Raw genomic sequence first — 26,150 nt, 5'->3', positions numbered from 1 at the left:
CCGAACTCAGCAGTGAAACGATGCATCGCCGATGGTAGTGTGGGGTTTCCCCATGTGAGAGTAGGTCATCGTCAAGATTCAAACCCAGAACCCCTGATCGCCTCGCGATCGGGGGTTTTGTCTTTTCCGGGCCAACGTTCCTGCTGTATGGCGACGATTACCGAGCTAACTGTGTAATGCCCTGGGGTAGTGCTTCTATGCAACCCCCTTGGGCGTCGTTATCATGCGGGCCTCATGAAGGGGTGAGCGCCTCGATGTCCAAGTTGTTAAATCTATTGCAAGACGGACGCTTCCATTCCGGACAAGATCTTGGCCACGCGCTTGGCGTGAGCCGGAGCGCTGTGTGGAAACAGCTCCAACTGCTCGAAGCAGACCTGGGCGTCACGGTGCATAAAGTACGCGGCCGCGGTTATCGCTTGGCCACGCCTTTGTCATTGCTCGACCCCGGGCGGCTCTCGGTTGCGCTCGCGAAGCTCGGATGGGCCGTTGAAATCCATCAGGTCATTGATTCAACCAACGCGCAGGCTCTGCGTACCGTTGCAACCCCCCTTTCGCGACCCCTGCTGATATTGGCCGAACGCCAGGACGCTGGCCGAGGCCGTAGAGGTCGTACGTGGGTAAGCCCCTACGCAGCCAATCTATATTACAGCCTGGCGGTGCCACTGCAGGGCGGCATCAAGCGCCTGGATGGACTGAGCCTTGTAGCAGGAATGGCAGTTGTAGAGTGTCTCCGTGCACAAGGGCTGAGCGATGCAATGCTCAAATGGCCGAACGACGTCCTCGTACAGGGTCGCAAGATTGCCGGTATTCTGCTTGAGCTCGTTGGAGATCCCGCTGACCAGTGCCACGTAGTGCTAGGCATTGGAATCAACGTGAACATGAAGGAGTCCGAGGGGATCGATCAACAGTGGACCTCGATGTACCTTCAGACCCATAACCCCGTCGACCGTAACGCGTTGGCCATTGCATTGAGCGAGTCACTGGCGAGTTTCATCCATACCTTGGAAACGAACGGGTTTGCAACGCTCCGGGCACAATGGGAAGCACAGCATGCCTGGCAAGGTAAAAGCGTCCATCTGATCTCCGGCACGCAGACCATTACGGGTAAGGTGCTGGGCATCACTGATCAAGGATCGCTGCGCCTGGAGGTCGACGGCAGGCCAGAGGTTTTCAGCGGTGGAGAGCTCAGCTTGAGGTTGCGTGATGATTCTTGAGCTCGATTGCGGAAACACCTTGATCAAATGGCGCGTGATCACGGCTTCGGGTGAACACGTCCTGGGTGGTGGAGTAGTAGGCTCTGATGAGGAGCTGCTGGTCCACCTGGATACTCATCCTGCCTTGTATCCCACGCACTGTCGCCTGGTAAGCGTGCGCTCGGAAGACGAAACCACCCGGCTCACTGACGCCCTGCAAGCGCGATTCGGCTTCCACAGCAAGATCGCTGAGCCAGCACGGGTGCAGGCCGGAGTAACAAACGGCTATGACGATTACACGCGGTTGGGGCTTGACCGCTGGGTTGCTGTGCTGGGGGCTTATGCGGCTGCATCGAAAGCGTGCGTGGTAATAGATCTGGGTACGGCGGTCACTTCAGATTTTATTTCAGCCCAGGGTAACCATATGGGCGGTTTCATTTGCCCTGGATTACAGCTGATGCGCAATCAGCTTCGTACGCATACACGTCGCATCCGTTACGACGATGACTCCGCCGAGAAAGCCAAAGGTACGCTGCTGCCAGGCCGTTCCACAGTCGAAGCCGTAGAGCGTGGCTGCATTCTTATGCTTCAGGGGTTCGTCAGTACCCAGTTAGAGCATGCGAAAGCTTACTGGGGCGACGACTACGCGCTCTTCCTTACAGGCGGTGACGCAGCCTTGATAGGCCCGGCCTTCCCCCAGGCTCAGATCGTGCCTGATCTAGTGTTTCAAGGGTTGGCAATTGCTTGCCCATTAAGCTGAGGTGCGCGGATGCGATGGCTATTTCTTTTGCTACTTGTGCTTAACGGCTTTTACCTGGTCTGGAACCTCCAGGACGCTCCGATTCGCGCGAAGGATATCGGGGCCGTTCAGAGTGGTCAGCGGGGAAGCAGCGGCATCCAGCTATTAAGTGAGGCTGGCGAAGCCCGGACGCCACAGTCGGGCGCCGGTTCCAGCTGCCTGTTTGTAGGTGGGTACCGTGATCAACGCGACCTGGAGACACTCGGCAAGCGGTTGCGTGACGCCGGCCTGAGCTACCAGTCATATTTCCTGGATGGTGAAACTGGGCGGGAGCACTGGCTGCGGCTGCCGACCGGCCAGAACACTGGCGACGACGCGAGGGTTGCCGAAGTGCTTCGAAATATCAGCGGGTTATCGCAGAAAATTATTCCTTGCGAAGGCATTGCAACGCCCGAATAGTTTGAATAGAATGGCGCCCGCTCAGCAAGGTTGGTGACTTACCGAGCACTGTCAAATTAGCTAACCTCAAGATTTTAATGAGAAAAAGCTTGACAGAAGGGATGGCAGAGTTGAAAATGCCGCCCACGTTCAGGAGGGGTTCCCGAGCGGCCAAAGGGATCAGACTGTAAATCTGACGTCTACGACTTCGAAGGTTCGAATCCTTCCCCCTCCACCAGTTTAGCGAGAGCTGCACGCTCCGCGGGTATAGTTTAGTGGTAGAACCTCAGCCTTCCAAGCTGATGATGCGGGTTCGATTCCCGCTACCCGCTCCAGATCTGCAGTTGTTGCATAGTGTCACGCTCTTGTAGCTCAGTTGGTAGAGCACACCCTTGGTAAGGGTGAGGTCAGCGGTTCAAATCCGCTCAAGAGCTCCATCTTTAGAGGCAGATATGAAAATATCTGCCTTTGTTTTATAGATCATGTGTCTTGCGTAATTCTTCTGCGGGGGATGGTTAGATGGCAAAGGAAAAGTTCGAACGGAACAAGCCGCACGTCAACGTCGGCACCATTGGTCACGTTGACCACGGTAAAACCACTCTGACCGCTGCTCTGACCCGTGTCTGCTCCGAAGTATTCGGTTCGGCCAAGGTTGACTTCGACAAGATCGACAGCGCCCCGGAAGAGAAGGCTCGCGGTATCACCATCAACACCGCGCACGTCGAGTACGACTCGGCTGTTCGTCACTACGCTCACGTTGACTGCCCAGGTCACGCTGACTACGTGAAGAACATGATCACCGGTGCTGCCCAGATGGACGGCGCGATCCTGGTGTGCTCGGCCGCTGACGGCCCGATGCCTCAGACCCGCGAACACATCCTGCTGTCCCGTCAGGTTGGCGTTCCTTACATCGTTGTCTTCCTGAACAAGGCTGACATGGTGGACGACGCCGAGCTGTTGGAACTGGTTGAAATGGAAGTGCGTGACTTGCTCAGCACCTACGATTTCCCAGGCGACGACACCCCGATCATCATCGGTTCGGCGTTGATGGCCTTGAACGGCCAGGACGACAACGAGATGGGCACCACTGCCGTGAAGAAGCTGGTCGAAACCCTCGACAGCTACATCCCGCAGCCAGAGCGTGCTATCGACAAGCCGTTCCTGATGCCAATCGAAGACGTGTTCTCGATCTCTGGTCGCGGTACCGTGGTCACCGGTCGTGTTGAGCGTGGCATCGTCAAGATCCAGGAAGAAGTCGAGATCGTTGGCCTGCGTCCAACCGTCAAGACCACTTGCACCGGCGTTGAAATGTTCCGCAAACTGCTCGACGAAGGTCGTGCTGGCGAGAACTGCGGCGTGCTGCTGCGCGGCACCAAGCGTGACGACGTTGAGCGTGGCCAGGTTCTGGTCAAGCCCGGCACCGTCAAGCCGCACACCAAGTTCACTGCAGAAGTGTACGTGCTGTCCAAGGAAGAAGGTGGTCGTCACACCCCGTTCTTCAAAGGCTACCGTCCACAGTTCTACTTCCGGACCACCGACGTGACCGGTAACTGCGAACTGCCGGAAGGCGTTGAAATGGTAATGCCAGGCGATAACATTCAGATGACTGTTACCCTGATCAAGACCATCGCAATGGAAGACGGCCTGCGTTTCGCAATCCGTGAAGGCGGTCGTACCGTTGGCGCTGGCGTTGTAGCCAAAGTCATCGAGTAAAAGCTTGCAATCTCTCCATCAGGCCGGCATAATGGTCGGCCTGATTCAGTTTTAGGTCAGTAGCTCAATTGGCAGAGCGACGGTCTCCAAAACCGTAGGTTGGGGGTTCGATTCCCTCCTGACCTGCCAGATTCACCTCGGTGGCTGGCTTTCTTTTCACAGGATTTCCCCAAATGATGCCGAAGGCCGAAGCCTCTGACACCCGTTTCGATCTGCTCAAGTGGTTGGTCGTAGTTGCTTTGGTGGTCGTGGGGGTTGTCGGTAATCAGTATTACTCGGCGTCTCCCGTCCTGTATCGCGTGCTCGCACTGGTAGTGCTGGCCGCTGTCGCTGCGTACGTCGCACTTCAAACCGCCAAGGGCAAATCTTTCTTTGTCCTGGCCAAGGAAGCTCGCACCGAAATTCGCAAAGTCGTTTGGCCTACCCGCCAAGAGACCGCGCAGACAACCATGATTGTCGTGGCTGTCGTTCTGGTTATGGCCTTGCTGCTGTGGGGGCTTGATTCCCTCCTGGGCTGGCTTGTTTCCCTGATTGTAGGCTAAGGGTGTCCCGTGGCTAAGCGTTGGTACGTTGTGCATGCTTACTCGGGTTACGAGAAGCATGTCATGCGCTCGCTGATCGAGCGTGTGAAGCTGGCAGGCATGGAAGAAGAGTTTGGCGAGATCCTCGTCCCTACCGAAGAAGTGGTAGAGATGCGGAATGGCCAAAAGCGGAAAAGCGAACGCAAGTTCTTCCCTGGCTATGTGCTGGTGCAAATGGAAATGGGCGAAGGGACTTGGCACCTTGTCAAGGATACCCCTCGTGTAATGGGTTTCATCGGCGGTACCGCCGACAAGCCAGCCCCGATCACCGACAAGGAAGCGGAAGCTATCCTGCGTCGTGTTGCGGATGGTAGCGACAAGCCGAAGCCGAAGACGTTGTTCGAGCCGGGTGAAGTCGTTCGTGTCACCGATGGGCCATTCGCAGACTTCAATGGCACTGTCGAAGAAGTTAACTACGAGAAGAGCCGACTGCAGGTTGCGGTGCTCATTTTCGGTCGCTCCACCCCGGTGGAGCTGGAGTTCAGCCAGGTCGAAAAGGTCTGACTGGAGACGGATCCCATACCCCGCAGGCGTAAGCTGCGGGGTTTTGTCGTCACCGGGATAAAACGCAAGCAGATGGGGAGCCGAAAGGCGTCTGAACCCAAATTTGGAGTAGCTCATGGCTAAGAAAATCACGGCTTATATCAAGCTGCAAGTAAAGGCCGCTCAGGCCAACCCGAGCCCGCCCGTAGGTCCAGCACTGGGCCAGCACGGCGTGAACATCATGGAATTCTGCAAGGCCTTCAACGCCCGTACCCAAGGTATGGAGCCTGGCTTGCCGACGCCTGTGATCATCACTGTTTACAGTGACCGCAGCTTCACGTTCGAAACCAAGAGCACCCCTGCTTCGGTTCTGCTGAAGAAGGCCGCAGGCCTGACCAGCGGTTCCGCTCGCCCGAACACCGTCAAGGTCGGTACTGTCACTCGTGCTCAGCTCGAAGACATCGCCAAGGCCAAGAACGCTGATTTGACCGCTGCCAGCCTCGAGGCAGCCGTGCGTACCATCGCCGGCTCCGCTCGCAGCATGGGCCTGAACGTGGAGGGTGTGTAATGGCTAAGCAAACCAAGCGTCAAAAGGCAATCGCTTCCAAGATCGAAGCAGGCAAGGCCTACAGCTTCGAAGAAGCAGCTAACCTGCTGGCCGAGCTGTCCACCGTCAAGTTCAGCGAGTCGTTCGATGTCGCCGTAAACCTTGGTGTTGACCCGCGTAAATCCGACCAGGTCGTACGTAGCGCTACCGTTCTGCCGCACGGCACCGGTAAAACCGTTCGCGTCGCTGTGTTCACTCAGGGCCCGGCTGCTGAAGCCGCTCTGGCTGCTGGCGCCGACCGTGTTGGCATGGACGACCTCGCTGCCGAAATGAAAGGCGGCGACCTGAACTACGACGTCGTGATCGCATCCCCCGATGCCATGCGCGTGGTTGGTCAGTTGGGTCAAGTACTGGGTCCTCGTGGCCTGATGCCTAACCCGAAGGTCGGTACCGTGACTCCAGACGTAGCCACTGCCGTGAAAAACGCCAAGGCTGGTCAGGTTCGCTATCGCACCGACAAGAACGGCATCATCCATACCTCCGTTGGCAAAGTCGGCTTCGAAGCCGTCAAGCTGAAGGAAAACGTTGAAGCCCTGATCGCTGACCTCAAGCGTATCAAGCCTGCTTCCTCGAAAGGTATCTACGTCAAGCGCGTTACCCTGAGCACCACCATGGGCCCAGGTCTGGTCATCGACCAGAGCTCGCTGAGCGCTTAAGACACCGGCGCGGCGTGGGTACATCCGCGCCGCTGCTGCAAGATTGGGGTCCCTGCCTGGCGGGGGCTATCCAAGACCGTAGGCGGCGAAAGCCTTAAACCACCAGCCTACGCAGATGGTGCTCCCGATTCGCTCGCGAATCAGACACCAAAACGACATTCGGTTTCGATCGAATGAAACGGTAAAACCAGGAGAAACCCGTGGCAATTAAACTCGAAGACAAGAAGGCCATCGTCGCTGAAGTCAACGAGGCTGCCAAAGTCGCTCTGTCCGCTGTCGTGGCTGATGCCCGTGGTGTGACTGTAGGCGCAATGACCGGACTCCGTAAAGAGGCCCGCGAAGCTGGCGTTTACGTACGTGTCGTACGTAACACCCTGCTGCGCCGCGCAGTTGAAGGCACTGACTACAGTGTTCTCAACGACGCGTTCAAAGGCCCGACCCTGATTGCGTTCTCCAACGAACACCCGGGCGCTGCTGCTCGTCTGTTCAAGGAGTTCTCCAAGGGTCAGGACAAGTTCGAGATCAAGGCAGCTGCGTTCGAGGGCAAGTTCCTCGCAGCAAACGAGATCGACGTGTTGGCTTCGCTGCCGACCCGCGACGAAGCCATTGCAAGGCTGATGAGCGTGATCCAAGGCGCTACCAGCAAGCTGGCTCGTACTCTGGCGGCCATTCGCGACCAGAAAGAAGCTACCGCAGCCTAAGGCCGCAGCAGCGCTTTCGAAATCATATGTTTAATTTGATGGCTGCGTAGGCTGTCACCCCAATACAGGATCATAGTCATGTCTCTGACTAACGAACAAATCATCGAAGCAATCGGCCAGAAAACCGTTCTGGAAGTTGTTGAGCTGATCAAGGCAATGGAAGAAACCTTCGGCGTTACCGCTGCTGTTGCCGCTGCTGGCCCAGCTGCTGCTGCTGCCGTTGTTGAAGAGCAAACCGAATTCACCGTTAAACTGGTTGAAGCCGGCGAGAAGAAAGTAAACGTCATCAAGGCTGTACGTGAAGCCACCGGTCTGGGCCTGAAAGAAGCCAAGGCTGTTGTTGACGACCTGGGCGTTGTGAAAGAGAACGCTTCGAAAGAAGAAGCTGAAGCTCTGAAGAAATCCCTGGAAGAAGCAGGCGCCAAAGTCGAAGTCAAGTAACTCCGACCTTGCGTCTCCAGCCGGAGCGTCAAGCAGAAGGCTGATGGCTGGTGGCTTATGCCACCGGCCTTTTTCCGTTACTGGCAGCCGATCAGGTTGGCGCCGTAACGAGCGGTAACCGCCCCGAGGGGGTGGCGCAAACCATGGGGTTTGCAAGATTTTCTGGCTACTCCCGCCGGGAGAGGCCAAACAAGCAGGTGACCAAGCTGGGGAACGCTGATGGCTTACTCATACACTGAGAAAAAACGAATCCGCAAGGACTTTAGCAAGTTGCCGGACGTGATGGATGTGCCGTACCTCCTGGCCATCCAGCTGGATTCTTATCGTGAATTCCTGCAGGCGGGAGTGTCCAAGGACCAGTTCCGCGACGTCGGCCTGCATGCGGCCTTCAAATCGGTATTCCCGATCATCAGCTACTCCGGCAACGCTGCCCTGGAGTACGTTGGTTATCGCCTGGGCGAGCCCGCCTTCGACGTGAAGGAATGTGTGCTTCGTGGCGTTACCTTCGCGGTTCCGCTGCGGGTCAAGGTGCGCCTGATCATTTTCGACAAGGAATCGTCGAACAAAGCGATCAAAGACATCAAGGAACAAGAAGTCTACATGGGTGAAATCCCCCTGATGACTGAAAACGGTACCTTCGTTATCAACGGTACCGAGCGTGTGATCGTTTCCCAGCTGCACCGTTCGCCAGGTGTCTTCTTCGACCACGACCGTGGCAAGACGCACAGCTCTGGCAAACTGCTGTACTCCGCTCGCATCATTCCTTACCGCGGCTCCTGGCTCGACTTCGAGTTCGACCCGAAGGACTGCGTATTCGTGCGTATCGACCGCCGCCGCAAGCTGCCGGCCTCGGTATTGCTCCGCGCGCTCGGTTATACCACCGAGGAAGTGCTCGACGCGTTCTACACCACGAACATCTTCCATGTGAAAGGCGAGAAGCTGAGCCTCGAGCTCGTACCGCAGCGCCTGCGCGGTGAAATCGCTTCCATGGACATCACCGACAATGACGGCAAGGTCATCGTCGAGCAGGGCCGCCGGATCACCGCGCGCCACATCAACCAGCTGGAAAAATCCGGTATCAAGGAACTCGAAGTTCCTCTGGACTACATGATTGGCCGCACCACTGCCAAGGCCATCGTGCATCCTGCCACCGGTGAAATCCTCGCTGAGTGCAACACCGAGCTCACCACCGAAGCACTGGTCAAGATTGCCAAGGCTCAAGTGGTTCGCATCGAAACGCTGTACACCAACGACATCGACTGCGGTCCGTTCATCTCCGATACCCTGAAAATCGACTCCACCAGCAATCAGCTGGAAGCGCTGGTCGAGATCTACCGGATGATGCGCCCAGGCGAGCCGCCGACCAAGGACGCCGCCGAAACACTGTTCAACAACCTGTTCTTCAGTGCCGAGCGCTACGACCTCTCCGCCGTAGGCCGGATGAAGTTCAACCGTCGTATCGGTCGCACCGAGATCGAAGGTTCCGGCGTGCTGAGCAAGGACGACATCGTTGCCGTGCTCAAAACCCTGGTAGACATTCGTAACGGCAAAGGCATTGTCGACGACATCGACCACTTGGGTAACCGTCGCGTGCGTTGCGTTGGCGAAATGGCCGAAAACCAGTTCCGCGTGGGCCTGGTGCGGGTAGAGCGTGCCGTCAAGGAACGCCTGTCCATGGCCGAAAGCGAAGGCCTGATGCCTCAGGACCTGATCAACGCCAAGCCAGTAGCTGCAGCGGTCAAGGAATTCTTCGGCTCCAGCCAGCTGTCGCAGTTCATGGACCAGAACAACCCGCTTTCGGAGATCACCCACAAGCGCCGCGTTTCCGCGCTTGGCCCGGGCGGTCTGACCCGTGAGCGCGCAGGCTTCGAAGTCCGTGACGTACACCCGACCCACTACGGCCGTGTGTGCCCGATCGAGACGCCTGAAGGTCCGAACATCGGTCTGATCAACTCCTTGGCTGCATACGCTCGCACCAACCAGTACGGCTTCCTCGAAAGCCCGTACCGTGTGGTGAATGACGGCGTTGTAACCGACGAAATCGTTTTCCTGTCCGCGATTGAAGAGGCCGATCACGTGATCGCCCAGGCTTCCGCGGCCATGAACGAAAAGAAACAGCTGATCGACGAACTGGTAGCGGTCCGCCACCTGAACGAATTCACCGTCAAGGCGCCGGAAGACGTCACCCTGATGGACGTTTCGCCGAAGCAGGTTGTTTCCGTTGCGGCATCGCTCATTCCGTTCCTCGAGCACGACGACGCCAACCGCGCGCTCATGGGTTCGAACATGCAGCGTCAGGCCGTACCGACCCTGCGTTCCGACAAGCCTCTGGTGGGCACCGGGATGGAGCGTAACGTTGCTCGCGACTCCGGCGTTTGCGTCGTGGCTCGTCGTGGCGGTGTGATCGATTCTGTCGACGCCAGCCGTATCGTGGTACGCGTGGCGGATGATGAAGTCGAGACTGGCGAAGCCGGTGTGGACATCTACAACCTGACCAAGTACACCCGCTCCAACCAGAACACCTGCATCAACCAGCGCCCGCTGGTGAACCGCGGTGATCGGGTAGAGCGCGGCGACATCATGGCCGACGGCCCGTCCACCGACATGGGTGAACTGGCGCTGGGTCAGAACATGCGCATCGCCTTCATGGCATGGAACGGCTTCAACTTCGAAGACTCCATCTGCCTGTCCGAGCGCGTTGTTCAGGAAGACCGTTTCACCACGATCCACATTCAGGAACTGACCTGTGTGGCCCGTGATACCAAGCTTGGCCCAGAGGAAATCACCGCTGACATCCCGAACGTGGGTGAGGCAGCGCTGAACAAGCTGGACGAAGCCGGTATCGTTTATGTGGGTGCCGAAGTTGGCGCCGGCGACATTCTGGTAGGCAAGGTCACGCCAAAAGGCGAAACCCAGCTCACCCCAGAAGAAAAACTGCTGCGCGCGATCTTCGGTGAGAAGGCCAGCGACGTCAAAGACACTTCCCTGCGCGTGCCGACCGGTACCAAGGGCACTGTCATCGACGTACAGGTGTTCACTCGTGACGGCGTTGAGCGCGATTCGCGCGCCCTGTCCATCGAGAAGAGCCAGCTCGACCAGATCCGCAAGGACCTCAACGAAGAATTCCGCATCGTCGAAGGCGCGACCTTCGAACGTCTGCGCAACGCTTTGGTAGGGCAGGTAGTCGACGGTGGTGCTGGCCTGAAGAAAGGCACCGAGCTGACCGATGACGTTCTGAACGGCCTGGAGCACGGTCAGTGGTTCAAGCTGCGCATGAACGAGGATGCGCTCAACGAACAGCTGGAAAAAGCCCAGCAGTACATCGTTGATCGTCGCCGCCTGTTGGACGACAAGTTCGAAGACAAGAAGCGCAAGCTGCAACAGGGCGATGACCTGGCGCCGGGCGTGCTGAAGATCGTGAAGGTTTACCTGGCAATCCGTCGCCGCATCCAGCCGGGCGACAAGATGGCCGGCCGTCACGGTAACAAGGGTGTGGTCTCGGTAATCATGCCGGTTGAAGACATGCCGCACGATGCCAATGGCACCCCGGTCGACGTGGTACTCAACCCGTTGGGCGTACCGTCGCGTATGAACGTCGGTCAGATCCTCGAAACCCACCTGGGCCTTGCAGCCAAGGGGCTGGGCGAGAAGATCAACCGCATGCTCGAAGAGCAGCGTCAGGTTGCCGATCTGCGTGGCTTCCTGAACGAGATCTACAACGAGATCGGCGGCCGTCACGAAAGCATCGACGAGCTTTCCGACCAGGAAGTGCTGGCCCTGGCGAAAAACCTCAAGGCAGGCGTGCCAATGGCAACGCCGGTCTTCGATGGTGCCAAGGAAAGCGAGATCAAGTCGATGCTCAAGCTCGCTGACATGCCTGAAAGCGGTCAGATGCAGCTGTTCGACGGGCGCACCGGCAACAAGTTCGAGCGTCCTGTTACTGTCGGCTACATGTACATGCTGAAGCTGAACCACCTGGTGGACGACAAGATGCACGCTCGTTCCACCGGTTCCTACAGCCTCGTCACCCAGCAGCCGCTGGGTGGTAAGGCTCAGTTCGGTGGCCAGCGTTTCGGGGAGATGGAGGTGTGGGCGCTGGAAGCATACGGCGCGGCATACACTCTGCAGGAAATGCTCACCGTGAAGTCGGACGACGTGAACGGCCGTACCAAGATGTACAAGAACATCGTGGATGGCGATCACCGTATGGAGCCGGGCATGCCCGAGTCCTTCAACGTGTTGATCAAAGAGATCCGTTCGCTCGGTATCGACATCGATCTGGAAACCGAATAACACGCGACGTGAATGGGAGCGGGGGCTAACCCCCGCTTCCTGCTCCGCCAGGAGGAAAAGGCCTTGAAAGACCTGTTGAATCTGCTGAAAAACCAGGGTCAAGTCGAAGAGTTCGACGCCATCCGTATTGGTCTTGCCTCGCCTGAAATGATCCGTTCGTGGTCGTTCGGTGAAGTCAAGAAACCAGAAACCATCAACTACCGTACGTTCAAGCCAGAGCGTGACGGCCTTTTCTGCGCCAAGATCTTTGGCCCGGTCAAGGACTACGAGTGCCTGTGCGGCAAGTACAAGCGCCTGAAGCATCGCGGTGTGATCTGCGAGAAGTGCGGCGTTGAAGTCGCGCTGGCCAAGGTGCGTCGCGAGCGCATGGCTCACATCGAGCTGGCTTCGCCGGTCGCCCACATCTGGTTCCTGAAGTCGCTGCCGTCCCGTATCGGCCTGCTGATGGACATGACCCTGCGTGACATCGAGCGCGTGCTCTACTTCGAGAGCTACGTGGTGATCGATCCGGGCATGACCACCCTTGAAAAGGGTCAGCTGCTCAACGACGAGCAGTACTTCGAAGCGCTTGAAGAGTTCGGTGATGACTTTGACGCCCGTATGGGTGCCGAGGCCGTTCGCGAGCTGCTGCACGCTATTGACCTGGAGCACGAGATTGGCCGCCTGCGCGAAGAGATTCCGCAGACCAACTCCGAAACCAAGATCAAGAAGCTGTCCAAGCGCCTGAAGCTGATGGAAGCCTTCCAGGGCTCCGGCAACCTGCCGGAGTGGATGGTCCTGACCGTTCTGCCAGTACTGCCACCGGACCTGCGTCCTCTGGTTCCGCTGGATGGTGGCCGTTTCGCGACCTCCGACCTGAACGACCTGTACCGCCGCGTCATCAACCGTAACAACCGCCTGAAGCGTCTGCTGGATCTGTCTGCGCCCGATATCATCGTGCGTAACGAGAAGCGCATGCTGCAGGAAGCGGTCGATGCCCTGCTGGATAACGGCCGTCGCGGCCGTGCCATCACTGGTTCGAACAAGCGTCCTCTGAAATCCCTGGCTGACATGATCAAGGGTAAGCAGGGTCGTTTCCGTCAGAACCTGCTCGGCAAGCGCGTGGACTACTCCGGTCGTTCGGTAATTACCGTAGGCCCGACCTTGCGCCTGCATCAGTGCGGCCTTCCCAAGAAGATGGCGCTGGAGCTGTTCAAGCCGTTCATCTTCGGCAAGCTGGAAGTGCGTGGCCTCGCCACCACCATCAAGGCTGCCAAGAAGATGGTCGAGCGCGAATTGCCAGAGGTCTGGGACGTTCTCGCTGAAGTGATTCGCGAACACCCCGTGCTGCTCAACCGTGCGCCTACCCTGCACCGTCTGGGTATCCAGGCGTTCGAGCCGGTATTGATCGAAGGCAAGGCTATCCAGCTTCACCCGCTGGTGTGTGCGGCGTACAACGCCGACTTCGACGGTGACCAGATGGCTGTGCACGTTCCGCTGACCCTCGAGGCACAGCTGGAAGCGCGCGCGCTGATGATGTCCACCAACAACATCCTGTCGCCAGCGAACGGCGAGCCGATCATCGTTCCTTCGCAGGACGTGGTTCTGGGTCTGTACTACATGACCCGCGAAGCCATCAACGCCAAGGGCGAAGGCCGTATCTTCGCTGACCTGCAGGAAGTTGACCGTGTGTTCCGCGCCGGCGAAGCCGCGCTGCACGCGAAAATCAAGGTTCGTATCACCGAAACCGTGAACGACCGTGACGGCGGCAGCGTAACCAGCACCCGTATCGTCGACACCACTGTCGGCCGTGCACTGCTGTTCCAGGTAGTGCCTGCCGGCCTGCCGTACGAAGTCGTCAACCAGCCGATGAAAAAGAAGGCTATTTCCAAGCTGATCAACCACTGCTACCGCGTGGTGGGTCTGAAGGAAACCGTCATCTTTGCCGACCAGCTGATGTACACCGGTTTCGCATACTCGACCATTTCCGGCGTTTCGATCGGCGTTAACGACTTCGTTATCCCGGATGAGAAAGCCCGCATCATCGGTACCGCTACCGAAGAAGTGAAGGAAATCGAGAGCCAGTACGCCTCCGGCCTGGTAACCCAGGGCGAGAAGTACAACAAGGTGATCGACCTCTGGTCGAAGGCGAACGACGAAGTGTCCAAGGCGATGATGGCCAACCTTTCGAAAGAAAAGGTCATCGACCGCGAGGGCAAGGAAGTCGATCAGGAGTCCTTCAACTCCATGTACATGATGGCGGACTCGGGTGCTCGGGGTTCGGCTGCTCAGATTCGCCAGCTGGCGGGTATGCGTGGTCTGATGGCCAAGCCGGACGGCTCCATCATCGAAACGCCGATTACCGCGAACTTCCGTGAAGGCCTGAGCGTACTCCAGTACTTCATCTCCACTCACGGTGCTCGTAAGGGTCTGGCGGATACCGCCTTGAAGACCGCCAACTCCGGTTACCTGACCCGTCGTCTCGTCGACGTGGCACAAGACCTGGTAGTGACCGAAATCGACTGCGGTACAGAGCATGGCCTGCTCATGACCCCGCACATCGAAGGCGGCGACGTGGTCGAGCCGTTGGGTGAGCGCGTATTGGGCCGTGTCATCGCCCGTGACGTGTTCAAGCCTGGTACCGAGGACGTCATCGTTCCGGCCGGCAGCCTGGTGGACGAAAAGTGGGTCGAGTTCATCGAACTCAACAGCATCGACGAAGTGATCGTACGCTCGCCGATCAGCTGTGAAACCCGCTACGGCATCTGCTCCAAGTGCTACGGTCGCGATCTGGCCCGTGGTCACCTGGTGAACATCGGTGAAGCGGTCGGCGTTATCGCTGCCCAGTCCATCGGTGAGCCGGGTACCCAGCTGACCATGCGTACCTTCCACATCGGTGGTGCGGCCAGCCGGACCTCCGCTGCGGACAGCGTTCAGGTGAAGAACGGCGGTATGGTGCGCCTGCACAACCTCAAGCACGTCGAGCGTGCCGACGGCAACCTGGTTGCGGTATCCCGCTCCGGCGAGCTGGCGATCGCCGACGAGTTCGGTCGTGAGCGTGAGCGTTACAAGCTGCCTTACGGTGCGGTCATTTCCGTGAAGGAAGGCGACAAGGTCGACGCTGGCTCTATCGTGGCCAAGTGGGACCCGCACACCCACCCGATCGTTACCGAAATGAAAGGTACCGTGACCTACGTGGGCATGGAAGAAGGCATCACGATCAAGCGTCAGACCGACGAATTGACCGGCCTGACCAACATTGAAGTACTGGATGCCAAGGATCGTCCTGCCGCAGGCAAGGAAATCCGCCCGGCCGTGAAGATGGTAGGCGCCGATGGCAAGGATCTGCTGTTGCCAGGTACTGACGTACCGGCCCAGTACTTCCTGCCGGCGAACGCCTTGGTAGGTGTGGCGGACGGCGTGCAAGTGGGCGTGGGTGACGTTATCGCCCGTATCCCGCAAGAAACGTCGAAAACCCGTGACATCACCGGTGGTCTGCCACGCGTGGCCGACCTGTTCGAGGCTCGTCGCCCGAAAGAGGCTTCGATCCTGGCGGAAGTCAGCGGTACCATCGCTTTCGGCAAGGAAACCAAGGGCAAGCGCCGTTTGGTGATCACGCCGAACGACGGTAGCGATCCGTACGAAGAGCTGATTCCGAAGTGGCGTCACCTGAACGTCTTCGAAGGCGAACAGGTAAACCGCGGCGAAGTTATCTCGGACGGCCCAAGCGATCCGCACGATATCCTGCGTCTGTTGGGCGTAAGCGCCCTGGCGAAGTACATCGTCAACGAGATCCAGGATGTTTACCGTCTGCAAGGCGTGAAGATCAACGACAAGCACATCGAGACCATTCTGCGGCAGATGCTGCGCAAGGTGGAGATTGCCGAGTCCGGGGATTCGAGCTTCATCAAGGGCGACCAGATGGAACTCACCCACGTACTGGGCGAGAACGAGCGTCTTGCTGCAGAAGACAAGTTCATCTCGAAGTACTCGCGAGTGCTGTTGGGTATCACCAAGGCCTCGCTGTCGACCGAGTCGTTCATCTCCGCGGCATCCTTCCAGGAAACCACTCGGGTACTTACCGAGGCAGCGGTTACCGGCAAGCGCGATTACCTGCGCGGCCTGAAGGAAAACGTGGTGGTAGGTCGTCTGATCCCGGCCGGTACCGGCCTGGCTTATCACAGCGAGCGCAAGCGTCGCCGTGAAGCAGACAAGCCGCTGCGCGTAAGCGCGAGTGAAGTGGAAGCCGCATTGACGGAAGCACTGAACTCCAGCGGTAACTGACAGGGCTGGCGTGCCCCCGCTTTTCCAGCTTTGGCTGGAAGGGCAGGGCACGCTTCGTCTTGACTGAGGGGCGAGGGATCTTTAGACTCTCGTACCCCTAAATTTGGCGGGGCTTTTGCCCTGCCATTTGTTTTTCAAAGTAGGGCAACAAGCGTCGAAAGACCTCAGTGGAGCTTAAAGATGGCAACGATCAACCAGCTGGTACGTCAGCCGCGCAAGCGTATCGTCGAGAAATCCGACGTACCTGCGCTGCAGAACTGCCCGCAGCGTCGTGGCGTGTGCACCCGTGTGTACACCACCACGCCGAAAAAACCCAACTCGGCACTTCGTAAGGTTTGCCGTGTACGCCTGACCAACGGTTTCGAGGTTTCCTCGTACATCGGCGGTGAAGGCCACAACCTGCAAGAGCACAGCGTCGTGCTGATCCGTGGCGGTCGTGTAAAAGACTTGCCAGGTGTGCGTTACCACACCGTTCGCGGTTCGCTTGATACCTCGGGTGTCAAGGGCCGTAACCAGGGTCGTTCCAAGTACGGTACCAAGCGTCCGAAGTAAGGATCGCTTGCCGCACTTTGCAGTCAACATTTTTATTGAGTCGATAAGAGTAAGGTCGGGCACTGTCCCGGGCTAACCTGAAGACCGTTTGAGGGCTTATCAATGCCAAGACGTCGTGTAGCAGCCAAGCGTGAAATTCTGGACGATCCGAAATACGGAAGCCAGATTCTCGCCAAATTCATGAACCACGTGATGGAAAGCGGCAAAAAAGCTGTTGCCGAGCGCATCGTTTACGGTGCCCTGGAAACGGTAAAAGCCCGCAAGAACAGCGATCCCCTGGAGATCTTCGAGAAAGCTCTCGACGCCATCGCTCCGCTGGTCGAAGTCAAGTCCCGCCGTGTAGGCGGTGCTACCTACCAGGTTCCGGTCGAAGTTCGTCCGTCCCGTCGTAACGCCCTGGCCATGCGCTGGCTGGTGGACTACGCCCGCAAGCGCGGCGAGAAGTCCATGGCTCTGCGCCTGGCTGGCGAGTTGCTGGATGCTGCTGAAGGCAAAGGCGCTGCGGTCAAGAAGCGTGAAGACGTGCACCGTATGGCTGAAGCCAACAAAGCCTTCTCGCACTACCGCTTCTAATTTCAGCGTCACTCACTTTGCGAGGGCTTTATGGCTCGTACAACACCGATTAACCGCTACCGTAATATCGGTATCGTTGCTCACGTGGACGCGGGTAAAACCACGACCACCGAGCGCGTACTGTTTTACACCGGCGTGAACCACAAGATGGGCGAGGTGCATGACGGCGCCGCGACCATGGACTGGATGGTGCAGGAGCAGGAGCGTGGTATTACCATTACCTCCGCTGCGACTACCGCCTTCTGGGCTGGCTCGAACAAGCAGTTCGAAAAGCACCGCTTCAACATCATCGATACCCCCGGCCACGTTGACTTCACCATTGAAGTAGAACGTTCGCTGCGCGTACTCGACGGTGCGGTCGTAGTGTTCTGCGGCACCTCCGGTGTTGAGCCTCAGTCCGAAACCGTATGGCGTCAGGCCAACAAGTACGGCGTTCCACGTCTTGTTTACGTAAACAAGATGGACCGCGCCGGTGCGAACTTCCTGCGCGTAATTGGCCAGATCAAGCAGCGCCTGGGTCATACCCCGGTGCCGATTCAGCTGGCCATTGGTTCCGAAGACAACTTCCAGGGTCAGGTTGACCTGTTGACCATGGAAGCCGTTTACTGGAACGACGACGACAAGGGCATGGCCGCACGCCGTGAGCCAATCCCTGCTGAACTGCAGGAACTGGCTGAAGAATGGCGCGCGAACATGATCGAAGCCGCTGCCGAAGCCAACGAAGAGTTCATGAACAAGTACCTGGAAGGTGAAGAACTCACCCTCGAGGAAATCAAGGCTGGTCTGCGTCAGCGGACTATTGCTGGTGAAATCGTTCTGGCTGTTTGCGGTTCTTCCTTCAAGAACAAGGGTGTTCCCCTGGTTCTGGATGCGGTCATCGACTTCCTGCCTGCGCCTGTGGACATTCCGGCCATCAAGGGTTCAGACCCGGATGACGAAACTGTCGAAATGGAGCGTCATGCGGACGACAACGAGCCGTTCTCGGCGCTGGCGTTCAAGATCGCGACCGACCCCTTCGTGGGCACCTTGACCTTTGCTCGCGTTTACTCCGGCGTTCTGAACTCCGGCGACGGCGTGATCAACTCCGTGAAGGGCAAGAAAGAGCGCGTGGGCCGTATGGTGCAGATGCACGCCAACACCCGCGAAGAGATCAAGGAAGTGCGCGCTGGCGACATCGCGGCCTTGATTGGCATGAAGGACGTCACCACTGGTGATACCCTCTGCGCTGCTGACAAGCCGATCATCCTCGTTCGTATGGACTTCCCGGAGCCGGTTATTTCGGTAGCCGTTGAGCCCAAGACCAAGGATGACCAGGAAAAGATGGGTATCGCTCTGGGCAAGCTTGCTCAGGAAGACCCATCGTTCCGCGTCAAGACCGACGAAGAAACCGGCCAGACCATCATCTCCGGTATGGGTGAGCTTCACCTGGACATCCTCGTCGACCGTATGCGTCGCGAGTTCAACGTCGAGGCCAACATCGGCAAGCCGCAAGTGTCCTATCGTGAGCAGATCACCAAGGACAACGTCGAGATCGAAGGCAAGTTCGTTCGTCAGTCCGGCGGTCGCGGTCAGTTCGGTCATTGCTGGGTTCGTTTCTCGAAGCCGGATATCGACGCTGAAGGCAAGATCACCGAAGGTCTGGTGTTCACCAACGAAGTTGTGGGTGGTGTGATTCCGAAGGAATACATCCCGGCAATCCAGAAGGGCATCGAAGAGCAGATGAAAAACGGCGTTGTTGCCGGTTATCCTCTGATCGGCCTGAAGGCGACGGTATTCGACGGTTCGTACCACGACGTCGACTCCAACGAAATGGCGTTCAAGGTCGCGGCCTCGATGGCTACCAAGCAACTGGCCCAGAAGGGCGGTGGCGAAGTGCTCGAGCCGATCATGAAGGTCGAAGTAGTGACCCCCGAGGACTACATGGGCGACGTGATGGGTGACCTGAACCGTCGTCGTGGTCTGATCCAGGGTATGGACGACACCGTCTCCGGCAAGGTTATCCGTGCCGAAGTGCCGCTGGGCGAAATGTTCGGTTATGCGACCGACGTGCGCTCCATGTCCCAGGGCCGTGCCAGCTACTCCATGGAATTCTCCAAATACGCTCCAGCGCCTTCGAACATCGTCGAAGCCCTGGTTAAAAAACAAGGCTAACCAAGCCCTTTAGGCAAGAGGTTCACTGTCGTGGCTAAAGAAAAATTTGAACGTAACAAACCGCACGTCAACGTTGGCACCATCGGTCACGTTGACCACGGTAAAACCACTCTGACCGCTGCTCTGACCCGTGTCTGCTCCGAAGTATTCGGTTCGGCCAAGGTTGACTTCGACAAGATCGACAGCGCCCCGGAAGAGAAGGCTCGCGGTATCACCATCAACACCGCGCACGTCGAGTACGACTCGGCTGTTCGTCACTACGCTCACGTTGACTGCCCAGGTCACGCTGACTACGTGAAGAACATGATCACCGGTGCTGCCCAGATGGACGGCGCGATCCTGGTGTGCTCGGCCGCTGACGGCCCGATGCCTCAGACCCGCGAACACATCCTGCTGTCCCGTCAGGTTGGCGTTCCTTACATCGTTGTCTTCCTGAACAAGGCTGACATGGTGGACGACGCCGAGCTGTTGGAACTGGTTGAAATGGAAGTGCGTGACTTGCTCAGCACCTACGATTTCCCAGGCGACGACACCCCGATCATCATCGGTTCGGCGTTGATGGCCTTGAACGGCCAGGACGACAACGAGATGGGCACCACTGCCGTGAAGAAGCTGGTCGAAACCCTCGACAGCTACATCCCGCAGCCAGAGCGTGCTATCGACAAGCCGTTCCTGATGCCAATCGAAGACGTGTTCTCGATCTCTGGTCGCGGTACCGTGGTCACCGGTCGTGTTGAGCGTGGCATCGTCAAGATCCAGGAAGAAGTCGAGATCGTTGGCCTGCGTCCAACCGTCAAGACCACTTGCACCGGCGTTGAAATGTTCCGCAAACTGCTCGACGAAGGTCGTGCTGGCGAGAACTGCGGCGTGCTGCTGCGCGGCACCAAGCGTGACGACGTTGAGCGTGGCCAGGTTCTGGTCAAGCCCGGCACCGTCAAGCCGCACACCAAGTTCACTGCAGAAGTGTACGTGCTGTCCAAGGAAGAAGGTGGTCGTCACACCCCGTTCTTCAAAGGCTACCGTCCACAGTTCTACTTCCGGACCACCGACGTGACCGGTAACTGCGAACTGCCGGAAGGCGTTGAAATGGTAATGCCAGGCGATAACATTCAGATGACTGTTACCCTGATCAAGACCATCGCAATGGAAGACGGCCTGCGTTTCGCAATCCGTGAAGGCGGTCGTACCGTTGGCGCTGGCGTTGTAGCCAAAGTCATCGAGTAAGTCCTCCGTTCCAAAAGGAGCCCCCGCCTAGCGGGGGCTTTTTTATTGGGTTGACACCTGTTAGGGGCGTCTATAGAATCACGCCTCCTTTTAACGGGCGTAGTCCGTCTGTTGGGAATGAGCCTGGAGTCTGAAATCCAATGCAAAATCAGCAAATTCGTATCAGGTTGAAGGCATTTGACCATCGCTTGATCGACCAATCCACCCAGGAAATCGTGGAAACCGCGAAACGTACTGGGGCACAGGTGCGTGGTCCGATTCCACTGCCTACCCGTAAGGAGCGGTTCACTGTTCTGGTCTCCCCGCACGTCAACAAAGACGCGCGTGATCAGTACGAAATCCGCACTCATAAGCGTGTCCTGGACATCGTCCAGCCAACGGACAAAACCGTTGATGCGCTGATGAAGCTCGACCTCGCGGCAGGCGTGGAAGTACAGATCAGCCTCGGCTAAGACCCGTGTCTTGGTCGTGTAACGCTCTGAAATGGGCGGCCATAGCGGGTGAAAGCCCCGTACACTCATGAGGTTTACAACATGACTATTGGTGTAGTCGGTCGTAAGTGCGGTATGACCCGCATTTTCACCGAAGATGGTGTCTCTATTCCGGTTACGGTCATCGAGATCGAACCGAATCGCGTCACTCAGTTCAAAACCGAAGATTCCGATGGCTACCGTGCAGTGCAAGTCACTGTGGGTGAGCGTCGCGCTTCGCGCGTAACCGCTGCACAAGCTGGTCACTTCGCCAAGGCGAACGTAGCCGCTGGCCGTGGTGTCTGGGAATTCCGCCTTGAAGAAGGCGATTACCAGGCAGGCGACCTGATCAACTCGGAACTGTTCGCAGCAGGCCAGCTGGTAGATGTTACCGGTCAGTCGAAGGGTAAAGGCTTTGCCGGTACCATCAAGCGCTGGAACTTCCGTGGTCAGGACAACACCCACGGTAACTCCGTTTCCCACCGCGTTCCAGGCTCCATCGGCCAGTGCCAGACTCCTGGTCGTGTTTTCAAGGGCAAGAAAATGTCCGGTCACATGGGCGCCGAGCGCGTGACCGTGCAGTCCCTGGAAGTGGTCCGCGTTGACGCTGAACGCAACCTGCTGCTGGTCAAGGGTGCCGTTCCTGGTGCTACTGGCGGCGACGTGGTTGTGCGTCCGGCTGTTAAGGCTCGCGGTTAAGGGGAAGCTGACATGCAATTGAATGTAAATGACGCGCAAGCGATCGAAGTTTCCGAACTGACCTTTGGTGGCGAGTTCAACGAGACCCTGGTTCACCAGGCAGTTGTTGCCTACATGGCCGGTGGCCGTCAAGGCAGCAAGCAGCAGAAGACCCGTTCGGACGTGTCCGGCGGCGGCAAGCGCCCATGGCGCCAGAAGGGCACGGGTCGTGCTCGTGCCGGTACTATCCGTAGCCCGCTGTGGCGCGGCGGTGGTACTACTTTCGCTGCTCGTCCTCAGGATCACTCGCAGAAGCTCAACAAGAAGATGTATCGCGCAGCACTGCGCTCCATCCTCGCTGAGCTGGTACGCACTGATCGTCTGGTCGTGGTTCAGGACTTCGCTGTTGAAGCGCCAAAAACCAAAGAACTGCTGGGCAAGCTCAATGGCATGGGCCTGACTGACGTGCTGATCGTTTCCGAAGCCGTTGATCAGAACCTGTACCTGGCTGCTCGCAACCTGCCGCACGTCGATGTACGTGACGTTCAAGGTTCCGATCCGGTCAGTCTGATCGCCTACGACAAGGTGTTGATCACCGTGTCGGCCGTGAAGAAATTCGAGGAGCTGCTGGGATGAACCAGGAACGCGTATTTAAAGTTCTGCTTGGCCCGCACGTATCCGAGAAGGCCACCGGCCTGGCTGAGAAGAAAGGCCAGTTCGTCTTCAAGGTTGCGACCGACGCTACCAAGCTGGAAATCAAGAAGGCCGTCGAAACGTTGTTCGACGTTAAAGTGGAGCGCGTGACTACCCTGAACGTTTTGGGTAAGACCAAGCGTACCGCTCGGGGTCTGGGCAAGCGTAATGACTGGAAGAAGGCCGTTGTCGCTCTTCAGCCAGGCCAAGATCTCGATTTCAGCAGCAGTGCTGAGTAAGGAAGGGGTGCATCATGGCAATCGTTAAATGCAAACCGACTTCCCCTGGCCGCCGTTTCGTGGTCAAGGTGGTCAACCAGGAGCTGCATAAAGGCGCTCCTTACGCTCCGCTGCTCGAGAAGAAGTCGAAGTCCGGCGGTCGTAACAACAATGGCCGTATCACCACCCGTCACGTTGGCGGTGGCCACAAGCAGCACTATCGTCTGGTCGACTTCCGTCGCAACGACAAGGACGGCATCGCCGCCATTGTCGAGCGTATCGAATACGATCCGAACCGTACTGCTCACCTGGCTCTGCTGCGTTACGCCGATGGCGAACGTCGCTACATCATCGCGCCGAAAGGTGTGAGTGCTGGCGACCAGCTGATCTCTGGCGCTCTGGCTCCTATCAAGCCGGGCAACAGCCTGCAGCTGCGCAACATCCCTGTTGGTAGCACCGTTCACGGTATTGAGCTCAAGCCAGGCAAGGGTGCTCAAATCGCCCGTTCCGCCGGTGCTTCCGCTCAGCTGGTTGCCCGTGAAGGCACCTACGTGACCCTGCGTCTGCGTTCCGGTGAGATGCGTAAAGTGCTCTCCGAGTGCCGCGCGACCCTGGGTGAAGTGTCGAACTCCGAGCATAGCCTGCGTTCGCTGGGTAAAGCCGGTGCCAAACGCTGGCGTGGCGTTCGCCCAACCGTTCGTGGTGTTGCCATGAACCCGGTTGACCACCCACATGGTGGTGGTGAAGGTCGTACCTCCGGTGGTCGTCATCCGGTATCGCCATGGGGCTTCCCGACCAAGGGTGCGAAAACCCGTGGTAATAAGCGTACCGACAACATGATCGTCCGTCGTCGCAAGTAATCTGAGGATACGACAGTGCCACGTTCTCTGAAAAAAGGTCCTTTCATCGATCTTCACCTGTTGAAGAAGGTCGAAGTGGCGGCGGAAAAGAACGATCGCAAACCAGTTAAGACCTGGTCGCGCCGTTCGATGATTCTGCCGCAAATGGTAGGTTTGACCATCGCTGTACACAACGGGCGTCAACACGTTCCGGTTCTCGTGAGCGAAGACATGGTTGGCCATAAACTGGGCGAGTTCGCCGGTACCCGCACTTATCGCGGGCACGTGGCTGACAAGAAAGCCAAGCGTTAAGGGGTAAGGAAATGGAAGTAGCCGCTAAGTTGTCGGGCGCTCGCATCTCCGCCCAGAAAGCCCGCTTGGTCGCCGACCAGATTCGCGGGAAGAAGGTGGGCGAAGCGCTCAACCTGTTGGCCTTCAGCAGCAAGAAGGCCGCTGAAGTTATGAAGAAAGTCCTCGAGTCGGCCGTTGCCAACGCCGAACACAACGAAGGCGCAGACGTCGACGACCTGAAAGTGTCGACTGTTTTCGTCAACGAAGGGCGTTCGCTGAAGCGCATCATGCCGCGTGCCAAAGGCCGCGCTGATCGCATCGTCAAGCGGTCTTGCCATATCACTGTCAAGGTTGCGGACAAGTAACGGAGTCGATCAGATGGGTCAGAAAGTACATCCCGTTGGCATTCGCCTGGGAATCGTCAAGGAGCACACCTCCGTCTGGTACGCAGACGGTCGGACCTACGCAGATTATCTGCTGGCGGATCTGAAAACGCGTGAGTTCCTGCAAGACAAACTAAAAAGCGCGTCCGTAAGCCGTATCGATATCCATCGTCCGGCTCAGACTGCACGCATCACCATCCACACCGCTCGTCCCGGCATCGTGATCGGCAAGAAAGGTGAAGATGTTGAGAAGCTGCGTCAGGACCTGACCAAGCAAATGGGTGTGCCCGTGCACATCAATATCGAAGAGATCCGCAAGCCGGAGCTCGACGGTATGTTGGTTGCACAGAGCGTAGCTCAGCAGCTGGAACGCCGCGTAATGTTCCGTCGCGCCATGAAGCGCGCCGTACAGAACGCAATGCGTATTGGTGCCAAGGGCATCAAGATCCAGGTGAGCGGTCGTCTGGGCGGTGCTGAAATCGCACGTACTGAATGGTATCGCGAAGGTCGTGTGCCCCTGCACACCCTGCGTGCCGATATCGACTATGCCACCTACGAAGCTCACACCACCTACGGTGTGATTGGTGTCAAGGTTTGGATCTTCAAAGGCGAAGTAATTGGTGGTCGCCAGGAAGAGCTGAAACCTCAAGCACCTGCGCCTCGTAAAAAAGCTGCCAAGTAAGGGGTACGCCAAATGTTGCAACCAAAGCGTACAAAATTCCGCAAGCAGATGACCGGCCACAACCGTGGTCTGGCACTGCGCGGTAGCAAAGTCAGCTTCGGCGAGTTCGCCCTGAAAGCTGTTGCTCGCGGCCGCCTCACCGCCCGCCAGATCGAATCGGCACGTCGTGCCCTGACTCGTCACGTAAAACGTGGCGGCAAGATCTGGATTCGCGTGTTCCCGGACAAGCCGGTCACCAAGAAGCCTCTCGAAGTGCGGATGGGTAAAGGTAAGGGTAGCGTCGAATATTGGGTAGCCCAGATCCAGCCAGGCAAAGTCCTGTACGAGATCGAAGGTGTTTCCGAAGAGCTGGCGCGTGAGGCATTCGCCCTGGCGGCTGCAAAGCTGCCTCTCGCCACCTCCTTTGTTAAGCGGACGGTGATGTGATGCAAGCGAACGAACTTCGTGAGAAATCAGCACAGCAACTGAACGAGCAACTGCTCGGCTTGCTGCGCGACCAGTTCAATCTGCGTATGCAGAAAGCAACTGGCCAGTTGGGGCAGTCTCACCTGCTCTCGCAAGTGAAGCGTGACATCGCTCGCGTGAAAACTGTGCTCAACCAGCAGGCAGGTAAGTAATCATGGCTGAAGCCGAAAAAACCGTCCGTACGCTGACTGGCCGTGTTGTCAGCGACAAGATGGACAAAACCATCACCGTATTGATCGAGCGTCGCGTAAAGCACCCGATCTACGGCAAGTACGTCAAGCGTTCGACTAAGCTGCACGCTCACGACGAGAACAACCAGTGCCACATTGGTGACAAGGTCACCATTCGTGAAACCCGTCCGGTCGCCAAGACCAAGAACTGGGCCCTGGTTGAAATCGTTGAACGCGCTGTTGAAGTCTAAGGGCTAGGGGTCGGAGATATTTTATGATTCAGACTCAATCCATGCTCGATGTGGCCGATAACAGCGGCGCTCGTCGCGTAATGTGCATCAAGGTTCTCGGCGGTTCGCACCGTCGTTACGCCGGCATTGGCGACATCATCAAAGTGACCGTGAAGGAAGCGATTCCGCGCGGCAAGGTCAAGAAAGGCCAGGTGATGACCGCTGTTGTTGTTCGTACCCGTCACGGTGTGCGCCGCGCTGATGGTTCCATCATCCGCTTCGATGGCAACGCTGCTGTTCTTCTGAACAACAAGCAAGAGCCGATCGGCACCCGTATCTTTGGGCCAGTGACCCGTGAGCTTCGTTCCGAGAAGTTCATGAAGATCGTCTCGCTCGCCCCAGAAGTGCTGTAAGGAGATCCGA

Annotated in this window: 28 protein-coding genes, 4 tRNA genes and 1 rRNA gene; all 33 read left to right on the top strand. The window is 57.7% G+C overall.

What is annotated here, in order from left to right:
- Positions 1–77: ribosomal RNA gene (gene rrf, locus G7016_RS25825) — 5S ribosomal RNA — on the top strand; the annotation flags it as partial.
- Between the two features lie 177 nt (positions 78–254).
- Positions 255–1,214 (top strand): bifunctional biotin--[acetyl-CoA-carboxylase] ligase/biotin operon repressor BirA, encoded by a 960-nt coding sequence (gene birA / locus G7016_RS20525; protein WP_181117554.1) that lies wholly within the window; start codon positions 255–257, stop codon positions 1,212–1,214.
- Positions 1,204–1,953 carry a pantothenate kinase gene (locus G7016_RS20520; protein WP_181117553.1) on the top strand — a complete coding sequence of 250 codons (750 nt, stop codon included), beginning with the start codon at positions 1,204–1,206 and terminating at the stop codon, positions 1,951–1,953. Before birA ends, G7016_RS20520 begins: the two co-directional genes overlap by 11 nt.
- A 9-nt stretch (positions 1,954–1,962) precedes the next feature.
- The gene (locus G7016_RS20515) at positions 1,963–2,391 is read left to right on the top strand and encodes a hypothetical protein (protein WP_181117552.1); all 429 of its coding nucleotides are present in this window, start codon (positions 1,963–1,965) and stop codon (positions 2,389–2,391) included.
- 132 nt (positions 2,392–2,523) lie between these two features.
- A tRNA-Tyr gene (locus G7016_RS20510) sits at positions 2,524–2,608 on the top strand.
- Positions 2,609–2,631: 23 nt separating this feature from the next.
- A tRNA-Gly gene (locus tag G7016_RS20505) sits at positions 2,632–2,705 on the top strand.
- Positions 2,706–2,731: 26 nt separating this feature from the next.
- Positions 2,732–2,807: transfer RNA gene (locus G7016_RS20500), tRNA-Thr, on the top strand.
- An 82-nt stretch (positions 2,808–2,889) separates the two neighbouring features.
- Positions 2,890–4,083, top strand: coding sequence for an elongation factor Tu (gene tuf / locus G7016_RS20495; RefSeq protein WP_181117543.1), 1,194 nt, complete (start codon positions 2,890–2,892; stop codon positions 4,081–4,083).
- Positions 4,084–4,136: 53 nt separating this feature from the next.
- Positions 4,137–4,212: transfer RNA gene (locus G7016_RS20490), tRNA-Trp, on the top strand.
- Between the two features lie 44 nt (positions 4,213–4,256).
- Positions 4,257–4,625 (top strand): preprotein translocase subunit SecE, encoded by a 369-nt coding sequence (secE, locus tag G7016_RS20485; RefSeq protein ID WP_181117551.1) that lies wholly within the window; start codon positions 4,257–4,259, stop codon positions 4,623–4,625.
- Between the two features lie 9 nt (positions 4,626–4,634).
- Complete coding sequence (gene nusG, locus G7016_RS20480; protein WP_181117550.1) at positions 4,635–5,168, top strand: transcription termination/antitermination protein NusG; 534 nt, start codon at positions 4,635–4,637, stop codon at positions 5,166–5,168.
- 115 nt (positions 5,169–5,283) lie between these two features.
- Positions 5,284–5,715: a 50S ribosomal protein L11 gene (gene rplK / locus G7016_RS20475; RefSeq protein ID WP_040261484.1), complete on the top strand. Its 432-nt coding sequence runs from the start codon at positions 5,284–5,286 to the stop codon at positions 5,713–5,715.
- A complete protein-coding gene (rplA, locus tag G7016_RS20470) occupies positions 5,715–6,410 on the top strand; it encodes a 50S ribosomal protein L1 (protein WP_181117549.1) in 696 nt (231 codons plus the stop codon). Before rplK ends, rplA begins: the two co-directional genes overlap by 1 nt.
- Positions 6,411–6,610: 200 nt before the next feature.
- Positions 6,611–7,111, top strand: coding sequence for a 50S ribosomal protein L10 (gene rplJ / locus G7016_RS20465; RefSeq protein WP_181117548.1), 501 nt, complete (start codon positions 6,611–6,613; stop codon positions 7,109–7,111).
- Between the two features lie 78 nt (positions 7,112–7,189).
- Complete coding sequence (rplL, locus tag G7016_RS20460) at positions 7,190–7,552, top strand: 50S ribosomal protein L7/L12 (RefSeq protein WP_181117547.1); 363 nt, start codon at positions 7,190–7,192, stop codon at positions 7,550–7,552.
- Positions 7,553–7,771: 219 nt separating this feature from the next.
- Positions 7,772–11,845 (top strand): DNA-directed RNA polymerase subunit beta, encoded by a 4,074-nt coding sequence (rpoB, locus tag G7016_RS20455; RefSeq protein ID WP_181117546.1) that lies wholly within the window; start codon positions 7,772–7,774, stop codon positions 11,843–11,845.
- A gap of 63 nt (positions 11,846–11,908) precedes the next feature.
- A complete protein-coding gene (gene rpoC, locus G7016_RS20450; RefSeq protein ID WP_181117545.1) occupies positions 11,909–16,108 on the top strand; it encodes a DNA-directed RNA polymerase subunit beta' in 4,200 nt (1,399 codons plus the stop codon).
- A gap of 180 nt (positions 16,109–16,288) precedes the next feature.
- Entirely contained in the window at positions 16,289–16,660 is a 372-nt protein-coding gene (rpsL, locus tag G7016_RS20445; protein WP_003186084.1) for a 30S ribosomal protein S12, read from the top strand.
- A 102-nt stretch (positions 16,661–16,762) separates the two neighbouring features.
- Positions 16,763–17,233: a 30S ribosomal protein S7 gene (rpsG, locus tag G7016_RS20440; protein WP_040261491.1), complete on the top strand. Its 471-nt coding sequence runs from the start codon at positions 16,763–16,765 to the stop codon at positions 17,231–17,233.
- 30 nt (positions 17,234–17,263) lie between these two features.
- Complete coding sequence (gene fusA / locus G7016_RS20435; RefSeq protein WP_181117544.1) at positions 17,264–19,384, top strand: elongation factor G; 2,121 nt, start codon at positions 17,264–17,266, stop codon at positions 19,382–19,384.
- A gap of 30 nt (positions 19,385–19,414) precedes the next feature.
- Positions 19,415–20,608, top strand: a complete 1,194-nt coding sequence (gene tuf, locus G7016_RS20430; protein WP_181117543.1) for an elongation factor Tu — start codon at positions 19,415–19,417, stop codon at positions 20,606–20,608.
- 140 nt (positions 20,609–20,748) lie between these two features.
- Complete coding sequence (gene rpsJ, locus G7016_RS20425) at positions 20,749–21,060, top strand: 30S ribosomal protein S10 (RefSeq protein WP_003186070.1); 312 nt, start codon at positions 20,749–20,751, stop codon at positions 21,058–21,060.
- 81 nt (positions 21,061–21,141) lie between these two features.
- Positions 21,142–21,777 (top strand): 50S ribosomal protein L3, encoded by a 636-nt coding sequence (rplC, locus tag G7016_RS20420; protein ID WP_181117542.1) that lies wholly within the window; start codon positions 21,142–21,144, stop codon positions 21,775–21,777.
- A 12-nt stretch (positions 21,778–21,789) separates the two neighbouring features.
- On the top strand, positions 21,790–22,392 hold the full coding sequence (gene rplD, locus G7016_RS20415; RefSeq protein ID WP_181117541.1) for a 50S ribosomal protein L4: 603 nt from the start codon (positions 21,790–21,792) through the stop codon (positions 22,390–22,392).
- Positions 22,389–22,688, top strand: a complete 300-nt coding sequence (gene rplW, locus G7016_RS20410; RefSeq protein WP_168085197.1) for a 50S ribosomal protein L23 — start codon at positions 22,389–22,391, stop codon at positions 22,686–22,688. Before rplD ends, rplW begins: the two co-directional genes overlap by 4 nt.
- 14 nt (positions 22,689–22,702) lie before the next feature.
- Positions 22,703–23,527 carry a 50S ribosomal protein L2 gene (rplB, locus tag G7016_RS20405; protein WP_181117540.1) on the top strand — a complete coding sequence of 275 codons (825 nt, stop codon included), beginning with the start codon at positions 22,703–22,705 and terminating at the stop codon, positions 23,525–23,527.
- 15 nt (positions 23,528–23,542) lie between these two features.
- A complete protein-coding gene (rpsS, locus tag G7016_RS20400) occupies positions 23,543–23,818 on the top strand; it encodes a 30S ribosomal protein S19 (RefSeq protein WP_040261498.1) in 276 nt (91 codons plus the stop codon).
- A gap of 11 nt (positions 23,819–23,829) precedes the next feature.
- Positions 23,830–24,162: a 50S ribosomal protein L22 gene (gene rplV, locus G7016_RS20395; protein ID WP_168085195.1), complete on the top strand. Its 333-nt coding sequence runs from the start codon at positions 23,830–23,832 to the stop codon at positions 24,160–24,162.
- 13 nt (positions 24,163–24,175) lie between these two features.
- Complete coding sequence (gene rpsC, locus G7016_RS20390) at positions 24,176–24,862, top strand: 30S ribosomal protein S3 (RefSeq protein ID WP_168085194.1); 687 nt, start codon at positions 24,176–24,178, stop codon at positions 24,860–24,862.
- Positions 24,863–24,874: 12 nt separating this feature from the next.
- Entirely contained in the window at positions 24,875–25,288 is a 414-nt protein-coding gene (gene rplP / locus G7016_RS20385) for a 50S ribosomal protein L16 (RefSeq protein ID WP_009397508.1), read from the top strand.
- Positions 25,288–25,479, top strand: coding sequence for a 50S ribosomal protein L29 (gene rpmC, locus G7016_RS20380; protein ID WP_181117539.1), 192 nt, complete (start codon positions 25,288–25,290; stop codon positions 25,477–25,479). Before rplP ends, rpmC begins: the two co-directional genes overlap by 1 nt.
- 2 nt (positions 25,480–25,481) lie before the next feature.
- Positions 25,482–25,748: a 30S ribosomal protein S17 gene (gene rpsQ / locus G7016_RS20375; RefSeq protein WP_181117538.1), complete on the top strand. Its 267-nt coding sequence runs from the start codon at positions 25,482–25,484 to the stop codon at positions 25,746–25,748.
- Positions 25,749–25,771: 23 nt separating this feature from the next.
- Positions 25,772–26,140, top strand: coding sequence for a 50S ribosomal protein L14 (gene rplN / locus G7016_RS20370; RefSeq protein WP_003243907.1), 369 nt, complete (start codon positions 25,772–25,774; stop codon positions 26,138–26,140).
- Positions 26,141–26,150 lie beyond the last annotated feature (10 nt).

The organism is Pseudomonas japonica (genome assembly GCF_013522925.1).
GTDB classification, from domain to species: Bacteria; Pseudomonadota; Gammaproteobacteria; order Pseudomonadales; family Pseudomonadaceae; genus Aquipseudomonas; species Aquipseudomonas japonica_A.
Note: the sequence above shows the minus strand (reverse complement) of the source record. Positions and strands in the feature narration are given on the sequence as shown.